This is a genomic window from Candidatus Stygibacter australis (genome assembly GCA_030765845.1).
Lineage (GTDB): Bacteria > Cloacimonadota > Cloacimonadia > Cloacimonadales > TCS61 > Stygibacter > Stygibacter australis.
The window spans coordinates 1-17,393 of sequence record JAVCDJ010000188.1 but is presented as its reverse complement, the minus strand read 5'-3'; the positions used below and the strand labels follow the sequence as shown (position 1 = coordinate 17,393).

15 protein-coding genes are annotated in these 17,393 nt (G+C 40.0%); all 15 read left to right on the top strand.

What is annotated here, in order from left to right:
* The first annotated feature begins 150 nt into the window (after positions 1-150).
* The 15 genes from RAO94_09555 to RAO94_09485 all read left to right on the top strand — a co-directional run bounded on the left by RAO94_09555 (position 151) and on the right by RAO94_09485 (position 17,296).
* Positions 151-2,919 (top strand): PAS domain S-box protein, encoded by a 2,769-nt coding sequence (locus tag RAO94_09555; GenBank protein MDP8322581.1) that lies wholly within the window; start codon positions 151-153, stop codon positions 2,917-2,919.
* The gene (locus RAO94_09550) at positions 2,919-3,647 is read left to right on the top strand and encodes an ATP-binding protein (GenBank protein MDP8322580.1); all 729 of its coding nucleotides are present in this window, start codon (positions 2,919-2,921) and stop codon (positions 3,645-3,647) included. The genes RAO94_09555 and RAO94_09550 overlap by 1 nt, the downstream gene beginning before the upstream one ends.
* Entirely contained in the window at positions 3,637-5,031 is a 1,395-nt protein-coding gene (locus RAO94_09545; GenBank protein MDP8322579.1) for a sigma-54 dependent transcriptional regulator, read from the top strand. Before RAO94_09550 ends, RAO94_09545 begins: the two co-directional genes overlap by 11 nt.
* Before the next feature lie 296 nt (positions 5,032-5,327).
* Positions 5,328-5,750, top strand: a complete 423-nt coding sequence (locus RAO94_09540) for a hypothetical protein (protein ID MDP8322578.1) — start codon at positions 5,328-5,330, stop codon at positions 5,748-5,750.
* Between the two features lie 97 nt (positions 5,751-5,847).
* The gene (locus RAO94_09535) at positions 5,848-7,197 is read left to right on the top strand and encodes a type II secretion system F family protein (GenBank protein ID MDP8322577.1); all 1,350 of its coding nucleotides are present in this window, start codon (positions 5,848-5,850) and stop codon (positions 7,195-7,197) included.
* A complete protein-coding gene (locus tag RAO94_09530) occupies positions 7,197-8,987 on the top strand; it encodes a GspE/PulE family protein (protein ID MDP8322576.1) in 1,791 nt (596 codons plus the stop codon). The genes RAO94_09535 and RAO94_09530 overlap by 1 nt, the downstream gene beginning before the upstream one ends.
* Before the next feature lie 3 nt (positions 8,988-8,990).
* On the top strand, positions 8,991-9,422 hold the full coding sequence (locus tag RAO94_09525; protein MDP8322575.1) for a hypothetical protein: 432 nt from the start codon (positions 8,991-8,993) through the stop codon (positions 9,420-9,422).
* 1 nt (position 9,423) lies between these two features.
* The gene (locus RAO94_09520; GenBank protein MDP8322574.1) at positions 9,424-9,996 is read left to right on the top strand and encodes a hypothetical protein; all 573 of its coding nucleotides are present in this window, start codon (positions 9,424-9,426) and stop codon (positions 9,994-9,996) included.
* Positions 9,997-10,005: 9 nt separating this feature from the next.
* On the top strand, positions 10,006-11,133 hold the full coding sequence (locus RAO94_09515; GenBank protein MDP8322573.1) for a hypothetical protein: 1,128 nt from the start codon (positions 10,006-10,008) through the stop codon (positions 11,131-11,133).
* A gap of 37 nt (positions 11,134-11,170) precedes the next feature.
* A complete protein-coding gene (locus RAO94_09510; protein MDP8322572.1) occupies positions 11,171-12,292 on the top strand; it encodes a LamG-like jellyroll fold domain-containing protein in 1,122 nt (373 codons plus the stop codon).
* A 40-nt stretch (positions 12,293-12,332) separates the two neighbouring features.
* A complete protein-coding gene (locus RAO94_09505; protein ID MDP8322571.1) occupies positions 12,333-13,454 on the top strand; it encodes a hypothetical protein in 1,122 nt (373 codons plus the stop codon).
* On the top strand, positions 13,454-14,302 hold the full coding sequence (locus RAO94_09500) for a hypothetical protein (GenBank protein ID MDP8322570.1): 849 nt from the start codon (positions 13,454-13,456) through the stop codon (positions 14,300-14,302). Before RAO94_09505 ends, RAO94_09500 begins: the two co-directional genes overlap by 1 nt.
* Positions 14,299-15,171, top strand: coding sequence for a response regulator (locus RAO94_09495; GenBank protein MDP8322569.1), 873 nt, complete (start codon positions 14,299-14,301; stop codon positions 15,169-15,171). Before RAO94_09500 ends, RAO94_09495 begins: the two co-directional genes overlap by 4 nt.
* Complete coding sequence (locus tag RAO94_09490) at positions 15,155-16,363, top strand: ATPase, T2SS/T4P/T4SS family (GenBank protein MDP8322568.1); 1,209 nt, start codon at positions 15,155-15,157, stop codon at positions 16,361-16,363. Before RAO94_09495 ends, RAO94_09490 begins: the two co-directional genes overlap by 17 nt.
* 9 nt (positions 16,364-16,372) lie before the next feature.
* Complete coding sequence (locus tag RAO94_09485; protein ID MDP8322567.1) at positions 16,373-17,296, top strand: hypothetical protein; 924 nt, start codon at positions 16,373-16,375, stop codon at positions 17,294-17,296.
* Positions 17,297-17,393 lie beyond the last annotated feature (97 nt).

Genomic DNA, 17,393 nt, shown 5'->3' with positions numbered 1-17,393 from the left:
GAGAATAGAATTATCAAAGAATCCTCATTTCATTTGTAGTACCCAAATTTAAAACCGGTTTGTTGTTTTTCAATGACTTAGCGGTTGTTTCTCGAAAGATGGGCTAAGGAAGAATTATTCTTTTCCGGGAGCAGTTATTTCACACCGATCATGATATTATTTATCCGGATAACATCTATATTATTTATCCTGATGTGCACTTATGACAGCATATTTATGCCCTGGAACACAATCGGGGGGATGTTAACGCATTATTTGCCAGGGATATTATTATATATTTTATTTGAGATGAGTCGCGTATTTCAATTCCGGCTATCAGAGAGCCGGCTTCATTTTGGTATAACCCTGAGTTTTATAGTTGCCTTACTTCATTTTGCCTTAATCTCTCCGGAAGGAGTTCAGCAGGTATATTTATTTGAAGCTGTTTTATTAACTGTGCTCTATTATTTTGCTCCGGGAAAGGATTTTTCCACAGCTTTGGCATTATCAATACTATTGAGTATATTTATGATATTGATGATGCTTATCAATCATGTAAATTTTGATGACCGGTGGATATTGAACCTGTTATTTTATCATCTTTTGATATTAGGTGGCCTGATGCTTACCTATATAGTTCAAAGGTTATTAGGGAAAATGGTGAGGATCAGTCTGGAATTGAATTCCCAGAATTCCGCCTTTCAGCATTTGAAGGAGGAATTCTGCAATACGCTTGACGGGCTTACGCTGGGAATACTGCTCTTGGATCATGAGGGAGAAATCCTGGTTTATAACGAGCGGTTCAAGGAGCTGAGCGGAACAGATGAAATAGCAAAGAAGCATAATATCAGTGAATTAGGATTTTTCCAGGCAGAGTCAAGCGGGAATGTTTATCGGGAAATAGTCCTTAAGAATGAGCCCTTGAACGAAGAAATGCGGCAGGAATCCGGTGACCGCAGTTACTGGCTGGGCATCAAAGGATTAAAAATATATTCCCGTACACATAAGGAACAATACCTGGTATTACTGGAAGATATCACAAAGCAGAAGCAGAACCAGCTGGCACGGGATCGCCTGGAGAGGCATCTGGAAGCAGTATTTAATTCAGAGAGCAGCATAGTGCTATATGAGCGTCGAGGAGAGGAATGGTTTTTCACAGAGAATGTAAGCCATTTTACAGGCTGGAGTGCCTCCGAATTGAGCAAAGGTAAGTTTTTTTATGAGCAGTTAGTACATAGTAGTGACAAGCCATTTATAAGAGAGAAATACCAGAAATGGGTGGAAACCGGTAAAGATACAATACTAAATTTATGGTACAGAATAAATAGACGTGATGGCCGGATAATCTGGCTGGAGGAACGGACAAGTAGAGTAGTAACAGAAGATGGCGTTGAGATAATCACCGGGATCTTGATAGATACCACGGAATTGAAGGCAACAGAGCGTGAATTACGGATCAGCGAAACAAGTTTGACCAGGGCACAGGAGATAGCTCATATTGGAAGCTGGCTATATATATTCAGTGATCAAAGTATGCAGATATCACAAGAGCTTTACAAAATTCTAGAAATAGATGAGATAGATAAACCTAAGCTGGTGAATTATCTGGATTACGTACATCCGGAAGACCGTGAGCAGATAAACTGGAAACTGGAAGAGCTTGAGAAGAGGCAGAAACAGCATATGTATTTGGAATTCAGGGTGATAACAGCCAAAGGTAATGAGCGGGAAGTGAACGTTCAGATAGAGGCCTCCCGGGTGGAAGATGAGTTAGTCTCAATCGAGGGGACACTGCTTGACGTAACGGAACATAAGGAACTTGAACGGCAATTATTCCAGCATCAGAAGATGGAAGCGATAGGGACACTGGCAGGTGGAATTGCCCATGACTTTAATAATATTTTGAATATAATCATGGGTTATGCTTCCGTGATAGGCGAGCAATTGCCTAATGACAGTGACCTATGGCATAAATTTGACCGGATCAATGCCGCAGCTCAGCGAGCGAAGAATCTGGTAACGCATATATTAACGATCAGCAGGCAGCATGAAAGCCATAAACGGGCATTTCGGATGGATGAATTATTACATGAGCACCTTGATCTACTGAGAGCAGCAATACCATCATCAATCACAATCGAGAAGCAACTGGATTCTGAGAGTTATATTTATGGCAATTCAGACCAGATAGAGCAGGTGGTGATGAATCTGTGCACAAATGCCAGCTATGAGATGAGAGATAGCGGGGGAAAATTATTTATCAGGCTGATGGATGAAGAAGAATATGTACGTTTGGAAATAGAAGATACAGGTGACGGCATTCCAGTGAAAGTGATAAAGAAGATGTTTGATCCTTATTTTACCACGAAACCCAAGGGAGAAGGGACAGGATTGGGTCTGGCAATCGTGAAGGGAATTATCGAAGGGCTGGAAGGCAGAATAGAGGTGGAAAGTGAGAGGGGAGAAGGGACGAAATTTACAATATGGCTGCCGAAATATGTACCGGGTGCTGAGAAAGACGATGAGGGATTGGTGACAACCCAGGTGGAAGAAGAAAAGAGGGAGCAAATCCGGGTAATGTTCATAGATGATGAAGAGGCACTTGTGGAATTATTTGAATTTTACCTGGAAAGCAATGATATGGAAGTTAGCAGTTTTGGAGAAGGGGAATCTGCCCTGGAAGCGATGAGGGCAAATCCCGGTAACTGGGATATTCTGGTAAGTGATGTGTCACTGCCGGGGATGGATGGATTGGAAATAGTTAGGCATGTGCGTGATATTAACCCGTTACTGCCGGTGATATTATACAGTGGATTTAAAAAACCGGCATTTAAAGAGAAAGCAGAAGCACTGGGAGTAAGCAAAATATTAGTGAAGCCGGTAATACCGAGTGACATGCTTAAAGAGATAAAATCAGTATTAAATAAAGAGGAAGATTGATGCAGATAGATATTAACATGGAGCTTTTAAGATATCAGCGCTTAGCGAGCCTGGGCAGGGATCTGGAAGGATTTATGCATAATACTGCAGGACCATTGAATATAATCATGGGTTATGTTCAAATTCTGCAGAATAAATATCCGGATGAGAAAGGACTGGAAAGAATCAGGGTAGCAGGTGTTGAGATCAATAATGAGCTTCAGGAATTGAGCAGTTATCTGGAAGAGGTGCAATATGAGCCATTTACAGATATCAATATCAATAAACTAATCTTGAATAAGCTGGAATTATTTCGTTCTAATAGCGAATTTAAGCATAATATAGAGTCTGCTGCTGAATTGGATGAGAACTTACCATTGGTGAGAGGAGCATATGGAGATATCGTGATCTGCCTGGATGTGTTATTAGTGAATGCAATACTGGCAGTTCAGGAAGAGATGATAATGAAAATAGTGATTCACACTGATATAGTGCAAGTAAATGATCGAAATTATGTGAGGATATGTGTGCGGGATACTGGAATCGGCTTAAAGGAAGAACTGCTGAAGAAATATTTTGAATTGGGTTTCAGTGACTGGTCAGGAGAAGAATTAAGTGATGGCGTAGGACTTTCCCTGGCGCAATATATAATTGGCAGAATTGGGGGATTGATAACACTTGAAAATAGTGACGGTGTTGGAGCCATAGCAAGGATATTTTTACCTTTAAAGGAGCAAAATGAAGTTTAATGCGGGAAATTACCGGATTTTACTGGTAGATGATGATCTGACGGCACTGGAATTATTTGCCGAATATTTAGGCAGTGAATTTCAGGTGGAAACGGCATCATCAGCTCAGAAAGCATTAGATAAACTAAGTTCTGGAGAATATCATCTGGTTATCACGGATCTTGTGATGCCGGGAATAGACGGATTACAGTTAATAGAAAAGATCAAGGAGCAATGGGAAGAAATCTCTATCATAGTGATCAGTGGTCAGGCTACAGTGCGCACAGCAGTAGATGCCATGAAAGCCGGGGCCGAAGAGCTGGTAATGAAGCCAGTTACTGACCTGGATCTGCTATCGATATTAATACGCAGAGTATTGCATAAGAAGTGGCTGCAGACGGAAAATAAAAGGTTAAATAACTTACTGGGAAATGATGAAACAGGCAGCAAGATACTTGGCTCTAGCAGGGAGATGCAGCACTTATTAAGTAAAATAAATAAGATAGCACCACTTGAGACAACAATTTTATTGACAGGAGAGACGGGAGTAGGTAAGAGTTTCCTTGCTCAGATCATTCACGAGAAGAGTCAGCGGAGTGAACATAAATTTGTGAGTATAAATTGCGGAGCATTGACAGAGACGTTGTTGGAGAGTTCTCTTTTTGGACATAAGAGGGGAGCATTCACGGGTGCTGTGAAGGATAAGATAGGTTTATTTGAGGAAGCCAATAGAGGAACTTTATTTCTGGATGAGGTAAGTGAGACATCAGGCTCATTCCAGGTGAAGTTATTAAACGCCATTGAACGGGGAGTGATCCGTAATGTTGGGGGAGAAAAGGAGATAAGTGTTGACGTGAGATTGATATTTGCCACAAATAGAGACTTGCGCAAAGCAGTGGAGAAAGGCAGCTTTAGAAAGGATCTGTTTTTTAGGATCAATGTGATAAATCTGCATATACCTTCACTGAGAGAGCGTAAAGAGGATATTTTGATGATGGCAAAAGTCTTTTTGCATGAAGTGTGCGAAAAGTATAATCTACCTAAGCTGCACTTAAGTAAAGATTCTCAGAAAATATTGAAAGAGAATAGATGGGAGGGAAATATCAGGGAATTAAAGAACAGTATTGAACATGCAGCTGTGATGTGTGATGGTGATGAGATATTGCCTGAGAATCTGCCTGATCATTTCCAGCAGGAAATAGATACAATGGAGTGTATTGAAGAAGGTGATGGATATAAGATTGCCAGAGAGAATTTTGAAAGAAAATATTTTAATAGCTTACTTCGAAAAAACCGAGGTAATGTGACAATAACAGCCCGGGACAGTGGTTTAGCCCGGCAATGCGTCTATCGTAAATTAGAGAGTCTGGGGATTGATCCTCAAAAACATCGAGGTTCCAATTAATGCATATTTTCAATCATGTACCCCAGAGAGAATTAGCACGTAGCAAAGCAGAGTCATTTAACAGTGACATAATCGGACAATATCGACACATTTATACGACACAACTGGTAATAACGGGCATAAGTCCAGGTTAATCAGTTGTGATAAACAGATGACGTAACCAAATGGTAAATAAGGTAAATAGTGTAATCTTTGAGGGGTTATGCGGAAAAAGTAAAATGACATGGAACATTAATTGCGTATATAAATTATGTATTGTAAAAGCCGACCCAGGCAAAAAATCTTAGGAGGATATAATGGGAACACAACAAATCTTGTTGATAGTATTGAGTGTAATTATAGTTGGAGTAGCAGTTGCAGTAGGTATTCAGATGTTCAATACCCAGGCAATGAATTCTAACCGTCAGGCAATCGTAGGCGATCTTCAGACTCTTGGAGCTCAGGTAATGCAGTATTATCGTACTCCCTCAAGTCAAGGTGGAGCTGGTTCATCCATAACTGATGGAACAGAAGCAACCCTTTACGGATTTATGGGATGGGGAGCTAATCCTGATACAACAGATACTGGTATTTTCACTCTTGATATTACTGCAACTAATATAGTTTCAGTAGTAGGAGTAGGAACAGAAACTGGAAATAATGGAACAAGTGGAGTTTCAGCAACATTGACTGTTACCTGCACAGGTAGTTCACCGTTATCAACAACTATCAATAACTAATATTTATTTTTTTATTAGTTAGCTTTGATAAGGGGAATGGCGTGCCATTCCCCTTTAAATGCGTTGAAAAAAAAGGTGAGAAAAAAAGGTAAAGAAGATGATCAAAGAATTTCGCTTTAAAGGATTGACGCCGCAAGGAAGATTGATACAGGGAACTGTATTGGGACAAAGTAAGCGGGACGCCAAGCGTCAAATAGATGAAGTAGCTAAGAGAAATAACGTAAAGATCACTGATATAAATCAGAAATTGAAATTCCGCTATTCGATCAAGTTACCTGGTAAGAAGAAGAAGATCCAGGGAATTCAAAGTGCCTACAGCAAGATGGAAGTGGCAGAGGCACTTCAGAAGATGGGTTATCGTAATTTCCGGATCGAACCGGTCATGGAATTCCTGCGAGCTAAACCATCTTCTCAAGAGGTTCAGATGTTCATCAAGTTAAGTGCAAATATGCTGCGGGACAAGATGAGCTTTGGTAAAATACTGGGAGTATTGATCGAGGAGCAATCCAATGTAGTATTGAAGGAAAGTTTACAGCAGATCGAGCAGCAATTGAAGAAGGGTCAAGAGGGTAAGGAAGTATTTAAGCGCTATATAGATGTATTCGGTAAATTTCCTGCTTATATGCTGGGACTGGCAACTAAGAGTGGAAATATGGCAGATATTTTCGAGGCGACGAATAAATTTATAGAGCGAGATAATGAGATACAGAAAAACCTGAAGAAGGCACTGGTATCACCGATGTTTGCCGTGGCAGCCACATTGGGAGCTGTGGGTTATTATGTAATGGAAATATTTCCTTCCACGGCGAGTATGTTTGACAAATTTGGTATAGAATTACCACCATTAACAAAGTTTACATTGGAAATGAGTGATTGGCTGATAGCGAGCTGGTGGATAATATTATTAGCTATCATGATCCCTGTTATAGCAATAATGCGCTGGTGGGCAACTCCTAAAGGAATGATATTTCGTGATAAATTAATTATTAAAATCCCAGTATTGGGACCAATAATTCATAAGACAAGTATTGAGATATATTTCAGGGTATTTGCAACGATATATGCTGGATCAGCAGATAATATAGAGACGATCCGAACGTCATCAGAAGCGTGCAGAAATAAGTATATGGAGCGTGAGATCAAGGAGATAACGATTCCTCAGATGCTTAAGGAAGGCGAGGGATTCGTGCCGGCGATGGAAGCTGCAGGGATTTTCCCGAAGACGGTTATAACGCGATTACGCTCAGGATCAGAGACGGGAAATATTTTGCAGAGTGCGGTGCAGATAGCTTCTTTTTACGAAGCTGAGACTACATACAAAATGGATAGTATCATAGAATATACCTCCACGCTCATCGGTTTATTCATAGCCATTGTAATATCCTTTCTGACAATGGTATCAGCAGAAATCGCAACAGTTTCCCCACCAATGCCAGGGGTTGGTTAATGGTAAGTAAAGGTAATCAGAAGCTCATGGATGCATTAAGGGTTCGCCATCAGGTTGACCCTCAATTGCTTGCTGAAGCAGAGCAGAGATTACAAGAAAGTGGTGAGAGAACTCCCCAGCAACTGGCACGGATATTATTTTCAGAATTTAATATCCCTCATGACCATATCTATGGAACCTTAGCAGAATTATATGCTTTTCAGCGAATATCTATAACGGTGGAACAGGTTGATGAGAAGACACAACAGCATACAAAGGAAATCCTGCAGGAGATACCTGAGGAATTAAGAAATAAATTATTATATAATAAGATATTACCATTTAAAGTGATAACGAGGAATAGAGAGATACTTCAGATACTGGCAGCGGATCCGACAACGAAGCAGGTGCTGGAAATACCCGGACAGACCAGGTTCAAGCGTTATGAAGTAATATATTGTCCACTTGCGATATTGAATGATATTATTAATCTGATATCGCCTCGCAAGAATGAATTTCTTGATCTGCTGGAAGAAACCGGTGAAATGCTGATGGATGAGGATAGCAGCAATCAGATCGAGGTGAATGAAGAAGAACTTGATGCAACAATCAATAAAAGCCGTCTGGTAAATTTGTTTGAGGGTTGTCTGATCGAGGCTGTAAGAACTAATGTCAGCGATGTTCATATTATTCCGAGTGGTAAGTCATCAGTTGATCTTTTTTTCAGAATAGATGGTAAACTGCAATTATGGCATAGACAGGAATCCACTCCTCCAGAGGCGCTGGCAGCTGTTGTGAAAGACCGATCAGTTGGAATAGATAGATTTGAGCGTGATGCACCACAGGATGGATTTGCTCAAAGAACAGTTGACCAGACCATTATCCGTTTTAGGGTAAGCGTGATCCCTATAGTGAGCAGCGAATATGAGCGAAGGTTTGAAAGTATAGTTATCCGGGTTATTGATGATCGTAAGGTGATCACAGATTTTAAGAAGCTGGGATTCCAGAGACAGGCAGAAGAGGAATTCTTTAAATCTATCAATACTTCCCGAGGGATAATTATAGTAACAGGGCCGACCGGAAGCGGAAAGAGCACTACTTTGATGGCAGCATTGCATCATATAATAGACCCCACGAAGAATATCTTAACCTGTGAAGATCCGGTTGAATATGTGATCAGGGGAGCACGTCAGTTAAAGATCGGCTATAAGATGACCTTTGATCAGGCAATCCGGTCGATATTACGTCATGATCCTGATGTAGTAATGGTGGGTGAGATCAGAGATAGGAAGACTGCTGAGTTAGCAGTTAAACTGGCAAATACTGGTCATCTAACATTATCAACCTTACATACAAATGATGCGCCAAGTGCTATTTCCCGACTTTTTAAGATGGGAATTGAACCTTTTTTATTAGCATATTCAATTAATATAATAATTGCCCAGCGACTGGTTCGAAGATTGTGTCAGCATTGCCGTACACTGCTGGAAGAGAGTAAATGGCCAGCAGCACTGGAATTTGGAATTAAACAGGAAGATCTGGATGCAGGGATCATCTATGAGGCAAACCCCAAGGGTTGTCCCAAATGCCACAGTGGATATAAGGGTAGAACCAATATTGCTGAGGCGCTATATTTCTATCCTGAGATAAGAGAATCGATCATTACCTCAGGGGATGAAATTGATGAAGAGAAAGTGAAACGGATAGCTCAGGCAAAGGGTATGCTGACGATGCGTCAATCAGGATTAGAGAGAATTCGTGAAGGGATCACAACACTTACGGAAGTTGCTTATGCAACTTCGGAGGAATAAACTATGGCATATGGACAGACGATGTTAGTGCTTCTGGCAATATTATTATTTTCGACAATGATGCTGGGCTATTATAATAATTTATTTCGGTGGTATGATATGCATAACCGGGAATTTTCACGGTTGCAGGCATTAAAGCTGGCTGAGAGTGTTTTTCAGGAGATAGAATTTACATATATTGCTGATCTTGTAAGTTTTTCTGAACTGGAATCTGCCTGGTCGGATTCGACACGTGCAGTGCCACTTACGGATGTAAATTATACTCTTAATGTAGAATCCAGCTGGTGTGATTCATTAGGCACGGATACAGGATCAGCGAGTAATTTTTTAAGATTTGATCTACGAATAAGCTGTTATCCCGGCTTCGGAGATACTATCTGGGTGGGAACAGCTACTGATCCACTACAGAAGCTTATTGCGGATATGGGTATATAATATGCAAAGTTTATTAGATATTATTGGTGCAACAATAATCGGTGGCTTACTGATGGTGACTATGTTCACTTCTATGATCACAATTCAGGAAAACAATATGATACTGAAGGGTGAGATGCAGATCATCACAGAGCTGGAATATATCAGTAATATGATAGATGATTATTATATGGATAAAATCGGTTATGAACTTCCATCTACAACCGAGGCTTTTCCCGTGGCAGATCAGAATGAGGTTTGGTTCAATGCCAAACTTGATGATGGAGATAACAATATTTATTTGGTAAAGATAAGTACCAGCGGTGAAGTATTACCTTATGGATACCCCATGAATATAGTTGTAACAGGTCTACCTGATGTTGGTCCGATATATTTAGCAGATAATTTAGTTTTTGCCTATTTCGATGTGAGTGGCAATGAAATAGACAGTGCAACCCTGGCATCTGAACCAGGGAGAGCAACGATAAGATCAATTCAAATCGAAATGGTAGTGTATCAGGGAGAATATAACACTGATACAATGAGAGCAAGAACATTAGTGTTCACAAAGTATTTTCCAAACTTGGCAATATAGGAGGTTAAGATGGGAAGGATCAATCTATTTATAGTATTTATAGTAGTAATTGTTGTTGGTACAAGCTTTACCAGTTTGAGTAAGAGTGCAGATATTATATCAGATCAGGTGAATGATTATCATGATGAATTCAAGATGAAATCGATAGGCAGTTTTGCCATGAATTACGGGATCAGTAAGCTGGAATCAGGAGAAGTATTAGTAGGTGAGGAGGAAGTAGTATTACAAACTCCGAATTTTACCGTGGGGACAAATACGATTGACAGTATTCGATTTGTACCAGGAGTAGGTGATACTGTGCAGGTGATCCCTTATGTAAGGGGTAACAGTCAGGGTCAGGAGATAGTTCGTGAATCCAAGGCAACATTAGGTTTTCGTATTACACAGCCCGAGGAGCAATTTGCCTATTTCATGATGGATGAAGGTACAGGGATGACTGTAAGTGACAGTTCGGGAATGGCATATAACGGAGCATTGACGAATATGGATAACAGTGACTGGGTAACCGGAGTAGATAGCTACGGACTGGAATTTGACGGAGAGGATGACTATATAGCCCTGGGATCAGATATCGCCCAGGAATATGAAGATCAATTGACAGTTGCCACCTGGATCAGAGCAGACAGTAGATCGCACCAGAACTGGGGCAATATCATGACGGAGAATTCTGATGGAAATGGAAATCAGATAACAGGCTTTACATTGCGGAATAAAGTGAAATTTACTGGTAATAGTAATACTCACAGGATAGAATATGAATTTGAAATGACTACCACATCAGGAAAAGAGAATGTGAGCTTAACTATCTATAATGGAACAATGGACCTTTTAGCCTGGCATTATATAGCGGGTGTTTTTGATCCTGTAGCTCAGAAAATGACAATTGGTATAGTGGATGAAGATATCTGGGCAGAAATTTATCTGTCTTCCGGAACTCTTCCGGAAAGGGCAGAGACCAGCAATATAACAATAGGCAGCATTGAAGGTGGCGGGAATGGACAGGGAAAGAAATCCGGGATGTATGGTATAATGGATGCTTCAAGATTGATAGCTGATGCCATGACTAAAGCTGAATTACGACAATTAATGTTATACCACGGAGTGAAGAGACCAAAATTAGTTGACTGGAAGATATAGCAATACCCGACAGAAAAAAAATTAAAAGGAGGTTGTGATGGGAAAAATGAATTTAATCATAGTTGTACTCATGGCTTTAATAGTCGGTGGCAATTTAAGCAGCTTGCATAATAGTTTATCAAAGATCACTGATTCTTTAGATCACAGCCTTGAGAATATGCAAACGGAAATGCTGGGAGCTTATGCTCTCAGTTATGGCATGCTGAAATTGCAGGAAGGTGATGTAATTCTTGGTGAAGAAGGACAAACCTGGCACACACCTCAATTTGCCGTATGTATGGGTGAGATTGACAGTATATGTTATACTCCAATGGCAGGTGATACCATAGAAGTGATACCCTATATCAAGAACTGGCAAACCGGTCATTCGGTGGCTTCCTCATCCAGGGCATTAATAGATTTTTTCATTACTCAGCCAGAAGATCAAATTGCCTATTATACCATGGACGAAGGTAGCGGAACCACATTGACGGATCTATCAGAACTGGGGAATGATGGAAGCCTGATCAATATGGATGACAGCAACTGGGTAGATGGGGTTAATGATGGAACAGCGCTGACATTTGATGGAGAAGAGGACTACGTGGATCTGGGTACAGATGTTACCCAGGATTATGAAGGAATGTTAACAGTGTCAGCCTGGGTGAAGCTTGAACAAGATGGACCAGTGGACTTTGGTAATATCATCACGGAAAATTCAGATAATCTGGGTAATCAGATTACGGGATATACTTTACGTACTAAGGCAAAATTTGTGGGACATCCTTATGTGGAATATGAGTTCATCGTAACTACATTAAATGGTAAAGAAAATGTCCTCCTAGTAGTAGATGAAGATCAGATGGATCTTGTTGGCTGGCACTATGTAGTAGGAATATTGAATATGGAAGCGCAGCAGATAATGGTAGGCGTAGTTGATGTTGACCTTTGGGCGATAGATAATATTAGTGCCACCGGTATGCCGGTAAAAAGTGAAGATAGTGTGCTTACCATTGGTCATATAGTGGGTGCACCGAATGGTAATGGTAGAAAATCAGGAGTGACAGGTGACATTGATTCCATGCGCTCAATAGCAGATGTGATGACAATAGATCAATTACAGCAATTGATGACCTATGATGGAGTGAAAATGCCAAAATTAGTTGACTGGAAGATATAGCAATACCCGGCAGAAAGAAAAATAAAATAAGGAGGTTGTGATGGGAAAAGTGAATTTAATCATAATTGTACTCATGGCTTTAGTAGTAGGCGGTAATTTAAGCAGCCTGCATAACAGTTTATCTAAGATCGATGATTCATTAGATCACAGCCTTTTGAATATGCAGACAGAATTGCTGGGAAGTTATGCACTCAGTTATGGCATGCTGAAATTGCAGACAGGAGAGGTGATTATTGATGATGAAGCTCAAACCTGGAACACACCTCAATTTGCTGTATGTATGGGTGAGATCGATAGTATATGCTATACTCCCATGGCAGGAGATACCATAGAAGTGATACCCTATATCAAGAACTGGCAAACCGGTCATTCGGTAGCATCCTCATCCAGAGCATTAATAGATTTCTTCATAACTCAGCCAGAAGATCAATTTGCCTATTACACCATGGACGAAGGAAGCGGAACCACATTGACCGATCAATCAGATCTGGGCAATGATGGCAGCTTGATCAGTATGGATGACAGCAGCTGGGTAGATGGGGTTAATGATGGAACCGCTCTAACATTCGATGGAGAAGAGGACTACGTGGATCTGGGCAATGATATTACCCAGGATTATGAAGGAATGTTGACAGTGGCAACCTGGCTGCAGCTTGATGATATTGGACCTGTAGAATTTGGTAATATCATCACGGAAAATTCAGACGATCTGGGTAATCAGATCACGGGATTTACTTTACGTACAAAGGCAAAATTTGTAGGGCATCCAAGTGTTGAATATGAGTTTATCGTAACAACCTTGAACGGCAAAGAAAGTGTCCTTTTATCGGTAAGTGAAGATCAGATGGATCTTACTGCCTGGCATTATATAGTAGGAATATTAAATATGGATGCCCGGCAGATAATGGTAGGAGTGGTTGATGTTGACCTTTGGGCAATAAATGATATCAGTGCCACCGGCTTGCCGGCAAAAAGTGATGATAGTGTGCTTACTATTGGGCATATAGTGGGGGCACCGAATGGTAATGGCAGGAAATCAGGAATAACAGGTGATATAGATTCGATGCGCTCAATAGCAGATGTGATGACAATCGATCAACTAATACAATTGATGACCTATGATGGAGTGAAGATGCCAAAATTAGTGGAATGGAGAATATAATGTATTATCGAGATAAAATCCTTAAGTGGTGGTCAAGTTTACGCTGGTTTATGATACTTGTAGTGATGTGTGTGGGTACTTTGGAATTATTACATAATCCAATGGCTTATGAACCACTGGTGTATCTCGGAGTATTTGGCGGTTTAGTAGCTTTGAACCTATATTTTCATCTACACAAAAAAGGTGAAAGCCAATTTGCTGTCATCATCCAGATCATACTTGATATTCTATTCGCAACCTTGTCAGTTCATTTAACAGGTGGACCGGGCAGTTACTTCAGCTGGTTATATCTTATCCCCGTAATTACAGCAAGTTTACTGATACCCAGAACAGGTGGTGTGATGACAGGCTTGATCGGGACTTTTTCCCTGCTGGGATTGATCACAAGCTATAGATTGGGATGGTTAGAATCACCAACCGGCAACTGGGAAGATTTTGGTACTATATTTCTTTTATCATATTCAGGTCTATTCTGCGTAATTGGCTTCATAGTAAATTTCTTGAATGATCTCATGATAAATGCCGGTCAGGATGTGAAGGAAGCTGAGAATGAAAAGAATATTTTCAGTGAAAGACTTGACAAAGTAACTGAAGAAAACAGAAGTATGGTTCAACTACGCGATGCTGTAAAGGATATAGTGTGGATTGACAGGGATATTAATACCCAGTTATGTGTAGTTTCGCTTTCATTGAAGCGGATAAAAAAAGCAGCAGCGCAATTAGAGAACGACGATTTAGCCCGTAGCAGCAATGAAATTGCTGAATCGGTTAATAAAATGATCGCGATATTGGATAGTATGGAGAAATTCAGACGTGAAAGTGCGATCAACTCTGAGGAGTCGATATGAAACGTGTTTTGATTGTTGATGACGATAAAAACATCAGAGATCTTTTAGAAGAATTTCTGCGGGATGAAGGGTATTTAACAACTTCTGCTGTTGATGGAGAAGATGCCCTTGATAAACTGGAATATCAGAAATTTGATCTTTATGTTCTTGATATTTGTATGCCCCGTATGGATGGGATGCAGTTGATGAAAGAGATAAAACGTCGTCATCCATTTGCAGTGATAATTATCACAACAGGCTTTTCTACCCTTGAAAACGCAGTTAGAGCAATACGCGAAGGGGCATTTCATTATATTGCAAAACCGATTATGGCAGATGAATTCCTTGATGTTGTCAGAAGAGGATTTGCTTATGCTGAAAGTCTTGGATCACCAGATATCATTGAACCAGGGACAAAGACCAAACTTGAAAGAACCCTGCCACAGATGCTAAAGGGATTTTCTGCTGACGATGTGAAGCAGTTCGAAGAGATTTCCATTATCAGGCATTATCAACCTGGAGATATTGTTCCATTGGATGATAAAACCGGCAGTATCATACTCGTTGAAACCGGTGAACTCGGTGTTTTATTGGGAACTATCAAAGTAGAATCGCTATATCCCGGTCAGTGCTGGGGTGAGGAATCTTTCCTCAATATCAGTTATTTATTCACTGGTTTAAGGGCAGTCACAGAAGCAAGAGTGCGTCATTTCAGACGTCAGCAGATCATGGAATTTTTCAGGTTTAGAGATGAACGGGCACTCAAGCGTTATACAATCAATTTAATGTATATATTTTATCAGCGTTGGAAAAGCGCACTTGGTAAACTGGGATTATTTGTCGGGTACGAAAAAGTAACAAAAGAGAATGAAAATGGATCTGAAGTTTAATATAAGTGAATTAGAAATAAAAGATGTACCTTTAAGGGGACGACCCCGGATACGATATTTGCATGGATTATTAACAAAAAACAGGGACTGGCAGGAATATTCAGATAGAATTACAGCTCATTTTCTGGAATTGATGACAGAAAAAAAAGCCTCTGATCTTGACATGGGAGCACCAGGATGTTTGCATCAGATCTGGATGAGAATTGATGGTTATAAGGCACCATTACCAGAATATAGAAATTTAAGAAAATTCGATGAAGAATTATTTATTTTAAGTTTTGTAGAGGAAGAATATTTAGAGCTTCTTTTGAAATATGGAGCCCTTGATCTGGCAGTTAATCCGCAATCAGGAGAGCATAACCGAAGAGCAAGGGGTAATGTATATCTTGATCAGGGCAGCCTGGCATTAAATATGCGGCTGATAAATGAAAAGCCCATGTCACTTATGAATCTGGGTTTTTCTCAACCAGTGATAGATCGTCTGGATATGGATAAAGAGAAATTTGGATTAACCTTGATTACAGGACTGACCGGTTCAGGGAAAAGCACAACCTTAGATGCAATTATTGATTATAATAATATAAATAATAATGGTCAGATCATCATTATAGGGAATCCAATTGAATATATTCATCCATCCAAGAAATGCCTGGTGAGGCATCGGGAAGTTGGTTCGGATGTAGAATCGTTTTCAGGAGGGATAATCCAGTCACTCAGGCAGGACCCTGATATGATAGTGATAGGAGAGATCAGAAATTCCACTGAGATAGCGGCAGCACTGGAAATCACTGATAGTGGTCACAAGACTTTTTCTACTTTGCATACAAGTTCTGCCAGTGATACACTTCATCGGTTTATTGCAGAATTTCCTGCAAATGAGCAGGACAGAATACGTCACAGGCTTGCTGACACTCTGAGTATTGTAATTTCTCAAAGACTTATTCCGGGTAGAACGAAAGGAAGAGTAATGGCAAGAGAGGTACTTTCAGTAGATGGCTCAGTACGGGCAGCAATTCATAATAATAATATCGCTGAAATTTATCAGATGATGAATGAGGGTCAATCACGAGGAATGCTCACAATGGAGCAGGATTTATTCCGATTGTATCGAAAGGGTCAGATCACAAAAGAAACCGCAGTGAATTTTTCAAATAATAAAGTGAGAATTGCACAGTTGATGCAATACACTTAAGGATAAGTTATGGCAAAAAAAACCCGGAAATATTATTTTGGAATTTTTGAAGATGGACCTGTATTGAAAATGGCTCAGTTAATCAATAGTAATGGACATCCGATTTTGATTGATATAAAAAAGACCGAGATGGAATGTTCAATCTATCATGAAGCCGGGCGAGATTATGACAGTCAGACTCCAGAGATAAACCCTGAAAATCTAACAGTAGATTCTCTACCTGATATCAATCTTGAGGAAAGCGGTGAACTGGATTCAGTGATTTCCCCCCATGAACATTTGTTGAGCGTCTTTCCTTTGAATCAAGGTAGAATTGGGCTAAATGCCAATGATGAGAAATTGGCAGTTAGTTATCTTGATCGGTCTCTCCGCAATATATCAAGACGAGATCTAATAAAATTAAACTTGATCAATGCAGATGAGATGCGAGATAAAGATGTGACGTGGGGACTGGTTCAAACTGCTCAGGATCAAACCTGCATTATAGTCCACAAAGGAGAAAATCGGTTATTCAGTTATCTTCAGAAATATAATCAAATTCAAAGTGAAAGAAAATATTTTTACAGTTTGATAGATAGTAATGACATCTCATTGATCAATGCAATGAGAATGAATTACGAGCTGGATAAAGAAGATGATGTGCTGATGATCTATCTTGGTTTTGACTATAAGAAAGGTTTAATAATGAAGGGGGAGGAGTTCGTTAAAAGCCTTCCTATTTTAACAAGTTCAGAATCTGTAGATCTGGAACGCGAGATCTGTTCAAGATTAGCATTATATCAGGATGAGATGGAAATACCGCATGTAGAGAAGGTGATCGTCTGCGGTGAATATTGCCAGGATGGGATGCTGGAAGCCATTGCTAATACATTCCCTGCTGCCAAGGTAGAAAGATTCAAATTCAGTAATTTGCTTTTTTCAGAAGAATTATGAGTTCTGCATAATAGCAGGAAAATAGGAGAAAATGGTTCTCGAAAAATTGTAGCTTAGGCTTTTAAAAATAAGCAAAGCAGTATTAACTGGCTTTATT

Coding starts and splice junctions, on each gene's coding strand:
- RAO94_09555 (MDP8322581.1), top strand. CDS start 151: ATGATATTATTTATCCGGATAACATCTATATTATTTATCCTGATGTGC.
- RAO94_09550 (MDP8322580.1), top strand. CDS start 2,919: ATGCAGATAGATATTAACATGGAGCTTTTAAGATATCAGCGCTTAGCG.
- RAO94_09545 (MDP8322579.1), top strand. CDS start 3,637: ATGAAGTTTAATGCGGGAAATTACCGGATTTTACTGGTAGATGATGAT.
- RAO94_09540 (MDP8322578.1), top strand. CDS start 5,328: ATGGGAACACAACAAATCTTGTTGATAGTATTGAGTGTAATTATAGTT.
- RAO94_09535 (MDP8322577.1), top strand. CDS start 5,848: ATGATCAAAGAATTTCGCTTTAAAGGATTGACGCCGCAAGGAAGATTG.
- RAO94_09530 (MDP8322576.1), top strand. CDS start 7,197: ATGGTAAGTAAAGGTAATCAGAAGCTCATGGATGCATTAAGGGTTCGC.
- RAO94_09525 (MDP8322575.1), top strand. CDS start 8,991: ATGGCATATGGACAGACGATGTTAGTGCTTCTGGCAATATTATTATTT.
- RAO94_09520 (MDP8322574.1), top strand. CDS start 9,424: ATGCAAAGTTTATTAGATATTATTGGTGCAACAATAATCGGTGGCTTA.
- RAO94_09515 (MDP8322573.1), top strand. CDS start 10,006: ATGGGAAGGATCAATCTATTTATAGTATTTATAGTAGTAATTGTTGTT.
- RAO94_09510 (MDP8322572.1), top strand. CDS start 11,171: ATGGGAAAAATGAATTTAATCATAGTTGTACTCATGGCTTTAATAGTC.
- RAO94_09505 (MDP8322571.1), top strand. CDS start 12,333: ATGGGAAAAGTGAATTTAATCATAATTGTACTCATGGCTTTAGTAGTA.
- RAO94_09500 (MDP8322570.1), top strand. CDS start 13,454: ATGTATTATCGAGATAAAATCCTTAAGTGGTGGTCAAGTTTACGCTGG.
- RAO94_09495 (MDP8322569.1), top strand. CDS start 14,299: ATGAAACGTGTTTTGATTGTTGATGACGATAAAAACATCAGAGATCTT.
- RAO94_09490 (MDP8322568.1), top strand. CDS start 15,155: ATGGATCTGAAGTTTAATATAAGTGAATTAGAAATAAAAGATGTACCT.
- RAO94_09485 (MDP8322567.1), top strand. CDS start 16,373: ATGGCAAAAAAAACCCGGAAATATTATTTTGGAATTTTTGAAGATGGA.